Genomic DNA, 14543 nt, shown 5'->3' on the forward strand with positions numbered 1-14543 from the left:
GCAATTATACTGTATGGTCATACAGTATCAAGTGTTTTGTAGAAATTGTTGCCAGAGCGTTTTTAACGCATATTCCGTCGCCTGACGGCGCACGCTTTCGCGGTCACCGCTAAAGCATTCCCGGCGCGTGATCCCCTGGCCTTGCGCCGTGGCAAACCCAAACCACACGGTGCCCACCGGTTTGACATCGCTGCCGCCATCCGGCCCGGCAATACCGCTGATAGAAACCGCGTAATCTGCGCGAGCGGCTTTGAGTGCCCCAATTGCCATTTCGACGACCACGGGTTCACTGACAGCGCCGTGCTGTTCCAGCGTGGCCTCTCGTACCCCAATCATCTGCGCTTTTGCTTCGTTACTGTAGGTCACAAAACCGCGTTCAAACCAGGCGGAGCTACCCGCGATATCCGTTATTACTTTTGCCACCCAACCGCCCGTGCAGGATTCCGCCGTCGTCAGCGTCGCTCCACGCTGCTTCAACGCCAGCCCTACCACTTCGCTAAGCTGCATCAGTTCATGGTCAGTCATCATCGCTTCCGGCTCCTGAAAAACATGCAGCACAAGATAGCACTTTCTCAACAGATATGGGGATGGTGTTTGGTTTTTACGAGGAGGCTTCAGAAAAGGCCGATAAGAGGCATCGGCCTTTAGGGAAAAATTACTTCATGCTGTCTGCGATAGTGTTGACGTTATGGCGAAACGCTTTGACATAGGTATCCGCAGCACCGCCCTTCGCGGTTAACGCTTCTGGATAAAGCTCGCCGCCCGGCTGTGCGCCAGTGGCGTTCGCAATCTGTTTCACCAGACGGGGATCCAGCTGGTTTTCCATAAACCAGGTTTTCACGCCGTCGGCTTTAATCTGATTAATAATATCAGCCACCTGCGCGGCACTGGCCTCGCTTTCTGAAGAGAGCCCCTGCGGCGCGATAAAATCCACGTCATAGGCACGGCCGAAATAGCCAAATGCGTCATGACTGGTTAATACCCTACGTTTTTCCCGCGGGATCTGACTGAAACGTGATTTCGCCCAGCTGTCGAGCTGCGTCAGTTGCGCAATATAGGGTTGAGCCGCCGCCTCAAAAGCTGTTTTATCCTGAGGGTCCGCCTTCACCAGTCCTTGCAGAATATTTTGCGCATACCGTGCACCATTCGCGGCGCTGTTCCAGGCATGAGGATCGGTAACCGTTTTACCCTCCTCTTCAAGGGTGTGCGTTTTCACACCTTCTGACGCCACCACCAGCGTGCCTTTAAAACCCGATGCCTTGACCAGTCGATCGAGCCAGCCTTCCAGCCCCAGACCGTTAACCACCACCACATCGGCCTTGCTGAGTGCTGCGCTGTCTTTTGGCGATGGCTCAAAGGTATGCGGATCGCCATCGGGCCCTACCAGCGTTGTCACCTTCACACGATCGCCGCCAACCTCTTGCGCCATATCGCCCAGGACAGAAAAACTGGTCACCACATTCAGCGTTTTTGCCAGCGCCCCGTGCGACATGACTCCCAGCACAAGCGCAATCACTACCCCGGTATGTTTCATCGTTTCCCCTTGCGTTAAAAAAGCGCGCGCAGACTGCCAGCCAGCCTGCTACGCGTGCCAAATAAAACTGAAAAAAAGAACCAGACGCTGGCGGTGAGAACAATGGATGGCCCGGCAGGTAGGCTTGCCGTCCACGACAAACTCAAACCAAGCCAGGCGCACAGAATGCCGCTCAGTCCGGCCATAAGGAGCAATCCCGGCAGGGTGCGCATCCAGCATCGTGCTGCCACAGCAGGCAGCATCATCAACCCCACCGCCATCAGAGTGCCGAGCACCTGAAATCCGGCGACCAGGTTAAGCACCAGGAGCGAAAGGAAGAGCCCGTGCAGCAGTCCGGGGAGCCAACGCGCATTGACCTGTAACCACGCAGTATCAAACGCTTCAGTGACCAGCCCTCTGTAGAACAGCGCAAGCATCACCACGGTTAATGCACATACGCCTGCCACAAACAGCGCGGCGTCGTTATCCACCGCCAGAATCGAGCCAAAAAGCAGATGCAGCAGGTCAACGCTCGACCCGCGCAGCGATACCAGCGTGACGCCCAGTGCCAGCGATCCCAGGTAGAGTCCCGCGAAGCTGGCATCCTCTTTCAGCGGAGTCCGCCGACTGACCAGCCCGGCCACCAGTGCGACAACAATTCCGGCGATAAACCCGCCAATACTCATCGCCAGAAGTGACATCCCGCTCAGCAGATATCCCACGGCAACGCCGGGCAAAATGGCATGCGACAACGCATCGCCCATCAGACTCATGCGACGCAGTAGCAAAAAGACACCCAGCGCGGTCGTGCTCACCGAGAGCGCGAGGCACACGACCAGCGCACGGCGCATAAAGCCGTATTCAATAAACGGTTGAAAAAAGAGATGCCAGATCATGCCACCCTCACCCGCTCGTGATGCCAGTGTGACCGATCGCCATCAAGCCGCAGGGTTTGCGGGAAGTGACGCGACACGCGTTCGCTGTCATGTAATACCGCCAGCACGGTCTGCCCCTGCTGATACATCTCTAGCATCAGGGACATCAGCACGTTGCAGGTCGCTTCGTCCACACCGGTAAAGGGCTCATCCAGCATCACCAGCGGGGCGTTTTGCACTAACACTCTGGCAAACAGCATGCGCTGAAACTGGCCACCCGAAAGCTCATCAATCGTGGAGGCGGCCATCGCCTCCAGCCCAACGCGCTCGAGCGCAGCGGCAATGCGCTGGCGTGTTTCTCGTCGATAAGACGCCAGCAGCGAGATAGCAGGCCAGCAGCCCATACTCACCACGTCTCCAACGGTAAGGGGAAATTGCGCCTCCAGCTCATGGCGTTGCGCCAGCCAGCCGATTACCGGGCGCTTTTCGCGCCAGTGAAACTCACCGCTAACCGGAGGAATAAAACCCGCCAGCGTTTTGAGTAAGGTCGATTTTCCGCAGCCATTCGCCCCGATAATCGCCGTCATACTGCCGCGCTCAATCACGCCGTTAAGCGCCTGAGTCACAGGCTGGCGGTCATACCCCGCCACCAGATTTTGCAGTTCGATCATGGAAGAATTACCGCCCAGTGCACGGCAACACTCATTAGCAAGATAAGCGCTACGGCCAGCAGCAAACGCGCGAGCGCAGAAAGAGAGAGAAAGGAGAAAGGCATTATCACACCATCAATAAATGTTATAACGTAACAATAATAAAACGAGACGACGATGTAAATGCAGGGCGTTGAGAGGAGTGTGGCAAAATGTTACAGCAGCGATAGCCCTCTCCGTGTCGAAGAGGGCTGGTATGAAGGCATTAGCCCACTGAATGGTTTTTTGCCGGGAGGCAAATGGGCTTCCCCGGCTGAAATGAGGCTACTGACTAAACGGCGAAGCCGCAGGGACGCGAGCCAGCGCGACTGCCTGGCCGAGCTGCCATACCGCCATCGCATAGTGCGTACTGTGGTTATAGCGAGTGATGGTGTAGAAATTCGGCAGACCATACCAGTATTGATAACCTGTGCCGATATCTAGTCGCAACAGGCTGGCCGTTTGATGGTTGCCCAGCGGCTGCATCGGCGTTAATCCTGCCGCCGCGAGCTGCGAAACGCTGTAATTGGTTTTAAAGCCATTTGCCAGCCCTGGTGCCTGCCCGTTCGCCTGCACCGCTACCGGATCGCCTTTCACCCAGCCGTGCGCCTTGAAGTAATTCGCGACGCTGCCGATCGCGTCCACCGGATCCCACAGGTTAACGTGGCCGTCGCCATTAAAGTCTACGGCATACTCTTTATACGAGGACGGCATAAACTGGCCGTAGCCCATTGCGCCTGCAAAAGAGCCTTTCAGATCAAGAGGATCGTCCTGCTCGTTACGCGCCATCAGCAGGAAGGTTTCCAGCTCGGACGAAAAATATTCCGCACGGCGGGGATAGTTGAAGGAGAGCGTCGCCAGCGCATCAAGAATACGCGTTTTACCCATTACGCGGCCCCAGCGGGTTTCCACGCCGATGATGCCGACAATAATTTCCGGCGGCACGCCGTAAACCTGCCATGCACGCGTTAACGCATCTTCATACTGATTCCAGAACGCCACACCATTTTGCACGTTATCAGGGGTGATAAACTGTTTGCGATAGCGGAGCCATGCGCCGTTTGGCCCCGTCGGCGCCTGTGCGGTAGGCGCCTGTCTGTCCATCAGACGCAACACGTAATCCAGCCGTTTTGCCTGCGACAAAATCTCCTGCAACTGCTGCCTGTTAAAACCATGCTTGCTCACCATCTTATCAATGAACTGTTCAGCAGCGGGGTTGTTAGCGAAATCGCCTCCCATTTGCATCACATTGTGCTGCGGCTCCAGCAGAAAACCGCCGGAAGGCGCACCAGCCGTCTGTTGAACTTCCTCTGTTTTCGGTTTGCTGCTGCAGGCAGCAAGCATAATCAGCGCGGGTAAGAGCGCTGCATAACGACGCTTGACCATGAGACATCCATTTAACGAATTCGATAAGTGGCAAGTATGGTAAAGCATCCCCGACACCTCAAGGAAGCGGTTCTGTGGCCGTAAGCAAAATCTTTCATCATTCCTCATGATGAGGAGTAACAGAATGCACTATCATGGGCGAATTCACCCTTCTGTTGTTCTGCCATGACCAGAAGAGAAAGGAATCATAACCGGAGATAAAGATGAGTGATTTTCTGCTAAACACAGGCCGTCAGACATTATTGCTGGAGCTGCAGGAAGCCAGCCGCCTGCCGGAAAGACTGGGCGAGGATTTTGTTCGTGCGGCGAATACGATTATCCAGTGCGAAGGCAAAGTCATTGTTGCCGGTATCGGCAAGTCCGGTCATATCGGTAAAAAAATTGCCGCCACGCTTGCCAGCACCGGTACCCCGGCATTCTTCGTTCACCCGGCAGAAGCCCTGCACGGCGATCTGGGGATGATTGAAAGCCGCGATGTCATGCTGTTTATCTCCTATTCTGGCTCGGCAAAAGAACTGGATTTAATTATTCCGCGCCTGCAGGAAAAATCGGTCGCCCTGCTGGCGATGACCGGCAAATCCCGTTCGCCACTTGCGCTGGCAGCCAAAGCCACGCTGGATATTTCAGTCGAGCGCGAAGCCTGTCCGATGCATCTCGCCCCCACTTCCAGCACCGTCAACACCCTGATGATGGGCGATGCGCTGGCGATGGCCGTCATGCAGGCACGCGGCTTTAACGAAGAGGACTTTGCCCGTTCTCATCCGGCGGGTGCGCTGGGCGCGCGTCTGCTCAATAAAGTGCATCACCTGATGCGCACTGATGATGCCATTCCGCAGGTGAAACTCGATACCAGCGTCATGGACGCCATGCTCGAACTGAGCCGTACCGGGTTAGGACTGGTCGCCGTGTGTGATGATAAGGGCCTGGTGAAAGGGGTCTTTACCGACGGCGACCTGCGCCGCTGGCTGGTTGGCGGCGGCAAGCTCGAAGCCATTGTCAGTGAGGCCATGACCACTGGCGGCCTGACGCTCAACGCCGACAGCCGCGCCATTGAAGCCAAAGAGGTGCTGATGAAACGCAAAATCACCGCCGCTCCGGTAGTGGACAACAGCGGTAAGCTTTGCGGCGCTATCAACCTGCAGGATTTTTACCAGGCCGGCATTATCTAGCCCTTCAGACCCAGACGCTTCGCCAGCCGGTGCAGGTTGGCGACGTCTGTCTCCAGCGCCCGCGCACACGCCGCCCAGCTGCCGTTATGGTGTTCCAGCGCGCGGGTAATCATCTGCCGTTGAAATGCTTCCGTTGCTTCACGCAGGTTTTCGTTGGCGATTGCAGGCGCTTGCCGGGTCACTACCGCTGGCGCATCGTCATGCAGTGCAAAATGACGCGCATGGATCACCACTTCATCACCGGTTCGCGCCGCGCGCGCCAGGACCACCGCGCGGTGAATCGCATGTTCCAGCTCGCGCACATTTCCCGGCCAGCCGTAACTGAGCAGATGATGACGGGCCCCTGGGCTAAGGACCACGCGCGATAATCCCATCTTGAGCCGGCACTGTTCGCAGAAATAGCCCGCCAGCAGCACAACATCTTCACCACGCTCACGCAGCGGCGGTACGGAGAGCGGAAACACGCTTAAACGATGGAACAGGTCGGCGCGGAAATTCCCGGCCAGCACCTCCTCGCGCAGATCGCGGTTCGTGGCCGCCAGCACGCGGACATCGACCCGCAGGTTGCGGTCATCACCCACTCGCTGAATATCGCCGTACTGCAGTACGCGCAGCAGCTTGGCCTGTAACGCCAGCGACAGCTCGCCAATTTCATCAAGGAACAGCGTGCCGTTATCGGCCATTTCAAACTTACCGCTACGGTTGCTGATCGCCCCCGTAAACGCCCCTTTGACATGCCCGAACAATTCGCTTTCTGCCACGCTCTCCGGCAGCGCGGCGCAGTTCAGATACACCAGCGGATTCACGGCGCGCGGCGAGCCTTCATGAATGGCCTTCGCCACCAGCTCTTTTCCGGTGCCCGTTTCGCCGCTGATTAAAACGTTAAGGTCGGAAGCCGCAACGATCTCGATCTCTTTTTTCAGCTGCGCCATTCCCGGCGACAGGCCGATCATTTCCGTGTGCGCCACCTGCTCAAAGGCAGTAGGCGTGCCCGGCAAAATATTCTGGCTTTCAAGTTGCTCAATCAGCAACGCGTTATTTAGCGCGCCGGAAGCCAGCGCAGCAATCAGGCGTAACTCTTCATCGCTAAAGGTATCGAACTGATCGGGCAACAGGCCGTCGAGCGTCAGCGCGCCAATCAGGTTTTGTCCGGCAAATAGCGGCAGGCCAATACAGGCGTGCACTTTCAGGCTCTCTTGCCCCGGAATCAAACCATCATAGGGGTCGGGCAAATCGCTGTCGGCCGGGAAACGGACGACGTCTCCCGCACGGGCAATCGTTTCGAGGCGCGGATGCCCCTCCAGCGTAAACCGCCGCCCCAGGACATCCTGAGCCAGCCCGTCGATCGCCAGCGGAATAAATTGTCGCCCTTCGTAGCGCAGCAGCGCTGACGCATCGCAATCCAGCACATGGCGCAGCGTGGAGATCAGCCGCTGGAAACGATCCTGATGGCCGATACCGGTCTGTAACTCAATGGCAATCTTCGCCAGCACGTCTACGGAAAAACTCATGTTCGCCTCACTGTCATTTTGACAATACACAATGTCATATTGACAACAAACAGTACAGTCATATTGACTACTCATTTTGGGTGAATATTTTTAAATATACATAAAATCAATAATTTAAAAGTTGGCACGTAACTTGATATAGCAAAAACATCTTTTTTTAAAACACCGTGTTCATTAGAGGTTGCTATGTCTATTCTGGTTAAAAATAACATTCATTGGGTTGGCCAACGTGACTGGGAAGTGCGTGACTTTCACGGCACCGAATATAAAACGCTGCGCGGCAGCAGCTATAACAGCTATCTCATCCGTGAAGGCAAAAATGTGCTGATCGATACCGTCGATCATAAATTCAGCCGTGAGTTCGTGCAGAACCTGCGCAGCGAAATCGATCTGGCGGATATTGATTACATCATTATTAACCATGCGGAAGAAGATCATGCCGGCGCACTGACCGAACTGATGTCGCATATTCCGGATACCCCGATTTACTGCACCACTAACGCTATCGACTCCATTAACGGTCACCATCACCATCCTGAATGGAATTTCCACACCGTAAAAACCGGTGACTCGCTGGATATCGGTAACGGCAAACAGCTGATCTTCGTAGAAACGCCGATGCTGCACTGGCCGGACAGCATGATGACTTACATGACTGGCGATGCGGTGCTGTTCAGTAACGACGCCTTTGGCCAGCACTACTGCGACGAACGTCTGTTCAACGACGAAGTCGATCAAACTGAGCTGTTCGAACAGTGCCAACGCTACTACGCCAATATCCTGACGCCGTTCAGCCGCCTGGTGACGCCAAAAATCACAGAGATCCTCGGCTTCAACCTGCCGGTCGATATGATTGCCACCTCTCACGGTGTGGTATGGCGCGAAAACCCAACCCAAATCGTTGAGCTGTATCTGAAATGGGCGGCGGATTATCAGGAAGATCGCATCACGCTGTTCTATGACACCATGTCCAACAACACCCGCATGATGGCCGATGCAATTGCCCAAGGCATCAACGAAGTTGACCCGAACGTGGCGGTGAAAATCTTCAACGTGGCGCGCAGTGATAAAAACGAAATTCTGACCAACGTCTTCCGCTCCAAAGGTGTGCTGGTGGGGACCTCCACGATGAACAACGTGATGATGCCGAAGATTGCCGGTCTGGTCGAAGAGATGACCGGCCTGCGCTTCCGTAACAAACGCGCCAGCGCCTTTGGTTCGCATGGCTGGAGCGGTGGCGCAGTGGACCGTCTCTCCACCCGACTGCAGGATGCCGGTTTCGAAATGTCGTTGAGCCTGAAGGCGAAATGGCGTCCGGATATCGACGCACTGGAAATCTGCCGCCAGCATGGCCGTGATATCGCTCGTCAGTGGGCGCTCGCTCCGCTTCCGCAAGCCGCAGTCAGCGAAACAGCGCAGCCAGAAGCCGCGGCTAGCGCCACCGTTGCCACAGCCGATCTGGGTCCTTGCATGCAGTGCAGCGTTTGCCAGTGGATCTACGATCCCGAACTCGGCGAACCGCTGCAGGACGTCGCACCCGGCACGCCGTGGAGTGAAGTACCAGATAATTTCCTCTGCCCGGAATGTTCACTTGGTAAAGACGTGTTCGACGAACTGGCATCGGAGGCAAAATGAGCCACGGTATTGTCATCATCGGCTCGGGCTTTGCCGCCCGCCAGCTGGTCAAAAATATCCGCAAACAAGATACGACGGTTCCGCTAACGCTCATCGCCGCTGACAGCATGGACGAGTACAACAAACCGGACTTAAGCCATGTTATAAGCCAGAATCAGCGCGCCGGCGATCTCACCCGCCAGACAGCGGGGGAATTTGCTGAACAATATCATCTGCGCCTGTTTCCGCATACCTGGATCACGGATATCGACGCCAGTGCGCATGTCGTAAAAAGTAAAGATAAAACATGGCAGTACGATAAGCTGGTACTGGCAACGGGGGCTTCAGCGTTTGTGCCGCCGGTTGAAGGCCGTGAACTGATGCTGACCCTGAACAGCCAGCAAGAGTATCAGGCCAGTGAAACCACGCTGCGCGATGCGCAGCGGGTCATGATCGTCGGGGGCGGATTGATTGGCACCGAGCTGGCAATGGATTTCTGCCGCGCCGGAAAATCAGTAACGCTGGTCGATCACGCCGCCAGTCTGCTCTCTGCCTTAATGCCGGCAGAAGTAAGCAGTCGCTTACAGCATCGCCTGACGGATATGGGCGTTCATCTGGTGCTGAAATCGCAGCTGCAGAGTCTGACGAAAATGGGTAACAGCATCTGCGCCATGCTCGATCGCAATCGTTGTGTTGAGGTAGATGTGGTTGTCGCTGCAACAGGTCTGCGCCCGGAAACGACGCTGGCGCATCGCGCCGGGGCTGAAACCCAGCGGGGTGTGAAAGTGGACAGCTATCTGCAAACCACGCAGCCCGATATTTTTGCTCTGGGTGACTGCGCAGAAATTAACGGCCAGGTCCTGCCGTTCCTGCAACCTATCCAGCTGAGCGCCATGTATCTGGCTAAAAATCTGCTCGGTGCCAGCGCGCCGCTGAAGCTGCCAGCCATGCTGGTGAAGGTCAAAACACCAGAACTGCCGCTGCATCTCGCAGGTGAAACGCAACGACAGGATTTAAACTGGCAAATCGCGATTGAACCCCAGGGAATGGTCGCCAAAGGCGTCGATAATGACGGTCAACTGCGCGCCTTTGTGGTCAGCGAAGATCGGATGAAGGAGGCTTTTGCCCTGCTGAAATCGTTAACAATTTAACCCTCACTCTCTTGCCACGCTTACTTAACCTTAGGATTTTTTTATCCGCAGCCCCGATGTCCCGGGGCTTTTTTTTGCGCATCACATTCACTAAATAAATACATATAAGATAAATCATCAATTAATATCCTTTTTTGATTACTCACATCAATGTTTGAGATAGCGGAGTATTTTTTTGGACTCATTACCGCTTTATCAATTCCCGCTAAAAAAGTATTTCTAATTAGCCCGCGATATCGACATCGAATTTTATTCACTTAACGCCAGCCACAGATAAATATCGCGTATATCGCTTAAAAGCAAACGCCCGCTACTCCATATAATGGGGAATGAATAAAAACTCCAGATATCATCTGATGTGAACGCAAATATAAAGGAATTTATCTTTAATAAGTATATTTATTTGAAGGATGAGTTCGTTTACTGGAAATAGCCAGCCATCATGGTTTGCGCCTGTGCCTGCAACGTCCTGATTGCTCTGAAACACCTGCGCGAGTTGAACAAAAAGATGAATCTGCAAATGATAAACGGATAAATAATTGTGAATCCGGCATTTCCGGGACCATTATTTATCGCGCCAGATAATGCCCCTCCCACTCAATAAAAATTAATTTCTCCATTAACAGACCAGCCAAAAAATGACCGCGAGCAAAACCTGAAATGAAAATCGTCGTGCATATCTCTTCATTTACAGTCAGATAGCGTGTATTCGCGCGGCGGCCACCACCGCCTGTCCAAAGGAGATTGCCCCGTCGCCCGCAGGCAGATGAGAGGGAAAAAGAAGTTGATAATCAGCCAGGTAATATTGCAGCCGCGCGCGCAGCACGCTGTTATGCATCACGCCACCGCTAAAGCATAACGTCCGCAGAGAGAGCCGTCGGGCGTGATGGCGCATTAACTCCGCCAGCCCTTTTGCCAGCGCATCGTGGAATGCCCACGCGCGCTCGCACGGCTGTGCCTGCCAGTCGAGCCACTGCTGCCAGAACAGGGGCATAACCAGCGTATTATTTTCGACAGGAAGCGTCACCGGATGGTGAATCCCTGGGCATTGCGCAGCGAGGGCTTCCAGTTTGCAGGCGGCCTCGCCTTCATAACTTTGCCGCTCCGGGGCGATATTCAGCGCGCAGGCCACGGCATCGAACAGACGTCCGCAGGAAGAGGCCAGCGGCGCGTTGATCCCCCGCTCAATGGCTGTCGCCAGCAGCGGCCACTGTTGTTGCTGCACGGCGCGGGTTTCCGCGCGCGCTTGCCAGTCAGGAATAAATGCCAGGCATTGCGCCAGCAGATTGCGCCAGGGTTGTCTCGCCGCCAGATCGCCTCCGGGCAGCGCCACCGCGGGCAAGCCCCCCAGATGCTCACATTCGCGATAGTTGACCCGCAAACATTCACCGCCCCACAGCTTTCCCTTCTCTCCCATTCCGATACCGTCCAGCACCAGCGCGATCGCATCGCCTGCATCCAGCGCCCAGCCGTTTTCAGCCAGGCTGCTTGCTGCATGCGCGTGGTGATGCAACACTGTCTCTTTAGGCAGAGCCAGTTCATTGGCCCACTGTGCCGAGCGATAGCCGGGATGAGCGTCCGTCACGATCCGCTGTGGATTGAAATCATACATTTGCTGAATCACCGACAGCGCCCCGCGCCACTGACTTTCGACGCCATCGTCGCTGAGATCGCCAAAGTGCTGACTCAACACCGCCTGTTCACCGCGTACCAGACAAAAGGTGTTTTTCATCTCGGCCCCCAGGCAAAGCATGGGAGGAATATCGGTAAATCCGGCGGGTAACGCGAGGGTATCAGGCACATATCCCCGCGCGCGCCGCATCATTGCGCCCTCTGCATCCACCACGGAATCATCCATTCGTTGCAGAATCTCGCGGTTATGCAGCAAAAATCCGTCAGCAATATCGCGCAGCTCATCCAGCGCTTGCGCATTGTCGAGCGCTGGCGGTTTGCCGCTGAGATTGCCGGAGGTCATGACCAGCGGCCGGGCAACGTCGTCCATCAGCAAATGTTGCAGCGGATTGGACGCCAGCATCACGCCAATAGTCTCCAGACCCGGAGCTATGCCCGGTGGCAAGGCGGGCAACACTCTTTTTGGCGTGAGCACAATCGGCGCTGCGGGGGATTGCAGTCGCTGCACAATCGCAGGGGGAAGGCCATCGGGATGGACGAGCATCACGGCCAGCGGCTTTGTCGGGCGCTGTTTACGCTCGCGTAAGCGGGCAATGGCCTGGTCATTTAGTGCATCGCAGGCCAGATGAAAACCGCCAAGCCCTTTGATCGCGACGATCCCGCCTTGCTTGAGCATTTCAACAGCTGCGGCCAGCGCGGCGTCTCGTCGCAGATGAGATTCACCTGCGCGCCACTCCAGCTCGGGACCGCAGTCCGGGCAGGCTACCGGCTGGGCATGAAACCGGCGATCCGCCGGATTGCGATATTCGCTTTCGCACGGGGCGCAGAGCGGGAACGCCGCCATTGCCGTATCAGGTCGATCGTAAGGCATGGCCCGAATAATGGTAAAGCGCGGGCCGCAGTGGGTGCAGTTGATAAACGGATAGCGATAGCGACGCTCACGGGGATCGCGCATCTCGGCAAGGCACGCCGGGCAGGTTGCGGCGTCGGGTACTATTTGCGTCGCCATCGCCCCACCCGCGCTGTGCCGGATGATAAACTCACCCGGCAAAATCGGCCAGGAAAACGGCTGCGACTCAACCTCATCAATCCGCGCCAGCGGCGGACAGCGCTGCAACAGCAGTTCCGTGAAGGCCACCGCATCGCCGGTTAAGCGCACCAGCACCCCCTCGGCGTCGTTACAGACATCGCCGCACAGATGAAGCTGATTCGCCAGTTGCCAGACAAACGGGCGAAACCCCACCCCCTGCACTTTTCCGCGTATCCGAAGCTGTACCCCCATGCTGCTCATCGTGATTTAAAACAGCATGGATGAGGAGGTATCGAACGCCGCGCGACGGCGTTTTTCTGCGCTCATCTGTTCAAGCTTATTGCGATCGACACAGACCAGCGCGTGTGTAGGACAGACTTCCATACAGGCAGGACCGCTTTCACGGTGATGACACAGGTCGCACTTGTTGGCTTCGGCTTTGTCGGCACGCACGCTCAGACCGGTACCGCTGTTGCGAACCACCGGACGAACAACGACTTCCATCGCCCCATACGGGCAAGCCACCACACAGGTTTTACAGCCAATGCAGCGCTCCTGCATCACCTGTACAAAGCCGTTTTCGCGGTTGATAGCGCCGTTCGGGCAGACATTAGCGCAAGGCGCATCTTCACACTGACGACAAATCGCCGCCGTTGAGATATTCACGCCTTTAATGACATGAATGCGAGGCAGGAACGCCTCCGGGGTCAGGGACGCACAATCCTGCTGCGCCTGATGCGATACCACACAAGCCACTTCGCAGGTACGACACCCAATGCACTTACTGGCATCAGCCATAATAAAACGGTTCATTTGCTTCTCCGGCATTTCAATGATGCGGCGAAACATACATAAACCGTGCCATGTTTTAATTAACTGATTTAACTATATTTAATTCGAGGCTACAGGTGTCATCGACAGATGTGACGATGACACCTGACGACGTCAGGCATGGGGTCCAGGAATCACCGAGTCACGCAGGATGAGCTCACCCGGGAACGTTTGCTGGAAGGTAAAGTCGCCGCCATCGAGCATAAAAATCAGCCGGCTGATGGTCTCTTTAATCATCCCGGTGACCGGAATGCGCACGCTGGAGAGCGAAGGCACGATGTAAGGCGCAATAGACACATCATCGAAACCAATGACAGAAACCTCACGCGGCATGGCAATTCCGCTATCGTGCAGCTGCTTCACCGCGCCGATCGCCATATCGTCGTTGCTGGCCACCAGCGCGGTAAATGTCTCGCCGCGCGAAAGCAGCGTCGAAACCCCCGCGGCCCCGCTTTCCGGCGTCCATTTTCCTTCCACCATCAGCTCATCACGCAGCGGGATTTGGTGCTGCGCCAGCGCATCTTTGTAACCGGAGAGACGCTCGCTGCCGGTGGGCGAATCCAGCGAGCCGGTGATAAATGCAATATCCCGATGCCCCATCTCAATCAGCTGCGACACCGCCGCCTGACACGACACTTTATGATCTGACCAGACGCAATGGCTGCTGTTTTTGCGTAAACGACGGTTCAGCACCATGATCGGCTGTTCCTGTTTTTCAACGATCTCATCCATCTCCTCGACGCTTAAAAAACGCGGGTAGATGATGATCGCATCGCAACGCATGTCGAGCAGATACTGAATCGCCTTGCGCTCTTCATCAGCGCTGTGTTTACCATCCGCCAGAATCAGCTGACGTCCTTTTTCTTCCGTCATTCTCGCGGCGTGGAACAACAGCTCACTGAAGTAAACCCCGTGATACAGGGTGTTTGTCACCACCAGCCCGAGAGTTTGCGTGCGTTTGGTGGCCAGATTCCGCGCCAGCAGATTGGGCCGATAGCCGCTCTCTTCAATGGCCTGAAACACGCGGTCTTTGGTCTCCTGGCTCACGTAACCATTGCCCGACAGCACCCGGGAAACCGTCGCCTTCGAGACCCCTGCCCGCTTCGCCACTTCCAGCATCGTGGTCATTTGAATATTCCCTC

General features: G+C 55.7%; 12 protein-coding genes. 3 read left to right on the forward strand and 9 right to left on the reverse strand.

The annotated features are described in order from the left end of the window. Positions 1–27: 27 nt before the first annotated feature. The 5 genes from pncC to mltB form a co-directional block, all read right to left on the reverse strand. Complete coding sequence (pncC, locus tag SOM82_RS15805) at positions 28–525, reverse strand: nicotinamide-nucleotide amidase (protein WP_154126493.1); 498 nt, start codon at positions 523–525, stop codon at positions 28–30. 130 nt (positions 526–655) lie between these two features. Continuing rightward, a complete protein-coding gene (locus SOM82_RS15810; RefSeq protein ID WP_320460437.1) occupies positions 656–1534 on the reverse strand; it encodes a metal ABC transporter substrate-binding protein in 879 nt (292 codons plus the stop codon). Between the two features lie 14 nt (positions 1535–1548). Then, positions 1549–2409, reverse strand: coding sequence for a metal ABC transporter permease (locus SOM82_RS15815; protein ID WP_154125985.1), 861 nt, complete (start codon positions 2407–2409; stop codon positions 1549–1551). Further along, the gene (locus SOM82_RS15820) at positions 2406–3059 is read right to left on the reverse strand and encodes a metal ABC transporter ATP-binding protein (RefSeq protein ID WP_320460438.1); all 654 of its coding nucleotides are present in this window, start codon (positions 3057–3059) and stop codon (positions 2406–2408) included. The genes SOM82_RS15815 and SOM82_RS15820 overlap by 4 nt, the downstream gene beginning before the upstream one ends. 303 nt (positions 3060–3362) lie before the next feature. Then, positions 3363–4463 (reverse strand): lytic murein transglycosylase B, encoded by a 1101-nt coding sequence (mltB, locus tag SOM82_RS15825; RefSeq protein WP_320460439.1) that lies wholly within the window; start codon positions 4461–4463, stop codon positions 3363–3365. 203 nt (positions 4464–4666) lie between these two features. Here mltB and gutQ point away from each other — a divergent pair, with 203 nt between their 5' ends. Next, positions 4667–5632, forward strand: a complete 966-nt coding sequence (gutQ, locus tag SOM82_RS15830; RefSeq protein ID WP_154125988.1) for an arabinose-5-phosphate isomerase GutQ — start codon at positions 4667–4669, stop codon at positions 5630–5632. Here gutQ and norR read toward each other — a convergent pair. Further along, a complete protein-coding gene (norR, locus tag SOM82_RS15835; RefSeq protein WP_320460440.1) occupies positions 5629–7143 on the reverse strand; it encodes a nitric oxide reductase transcriptional regulator NorR in 1515 nt (504 codons plus the stop codon). The genes gutQ and norR overlap by 4 nt on opposite strands. 186 nt (positions 7144–7329) lie before the next feature. Between norR and norV the strand changes: the two genes are divergently transcribed. Next, the gene (gene norV / locus SOM82_RS15840; protein WP_320460441.1) at positions 7330–8778 is read left to right on the forward strand and encodes an anaerobic nitric oxide reductase flavorubredoxin; all 1449 of its coding nucleotides are present in this window, start codon (positions 7330–7332) and stop codon (positions 8776–8778) included. Beyond that, positions 8775–9908: an NADH:flavorubredoxin reductase NorW gene (gene norW, locus SOM82_RS15845; protein WP_320460442.1), complete on the forward strand. Its 1134-nt coding sequence runs from the start codon at positions 8775–8777 to the stop codon at positions 9906–9908. Before norV ends, norW begins: the two co-directional genes overlap by 4 nt. Positions 9909–10602: 694 nt before the next feature. Here the strand turns inward: norW and hypF are convergent. From hypF to SOM82_RS15860, 3 genes are all read right to left on the reverse strand, one after another. Next, positions 10603–12831, reverse strand: coding sequence for a carbamoyltransferase HypF (gene hypF, locus SOM82_RS15850; protein ID WP_320460443.1), 2229 nt, complete (start codon positions 12829–12831; stop codon positions 10603–10605). Positions 12832–12837: 6 nt separating this feature from the next. Beyond that, the gene (gene hydN / locus SOM82_RS15855; RefSeq protein ID WP_320460444.1) at positions 12838–13383 is read right to left on the reverse strand and encodes an electron transport protein HydN; all 546 of its coding nucleotides are present in this window, start codon (positions 13381–13383) and stop codon (positions 12838–12840) included. 132 nt (positions 13384–13515) lie between these two features. Then, positions 13516–14529, reverse strand: coding sequence for a LacI family DNA-binding transcriptional regulator (locus SOM82_RS15860; protein WP_320460445.1), 1014 nt, complete (start codon positions 14527–14529; stop codon positions 13516–13518). Between the last annotated feature and the right edge of the window lie 14 nt (positions 14530–14543).

This window comes from Lelliottia sp. CFBP8978 (assembly GCF_034046055.2).
In the GTDB taxonomy this organism is placed as follows: domain Bacteria; phylum Pseudomonadota; class Gammaproteobacteria; order Enterobacterales; family Enterobacteriaceae; genus Enterobacter.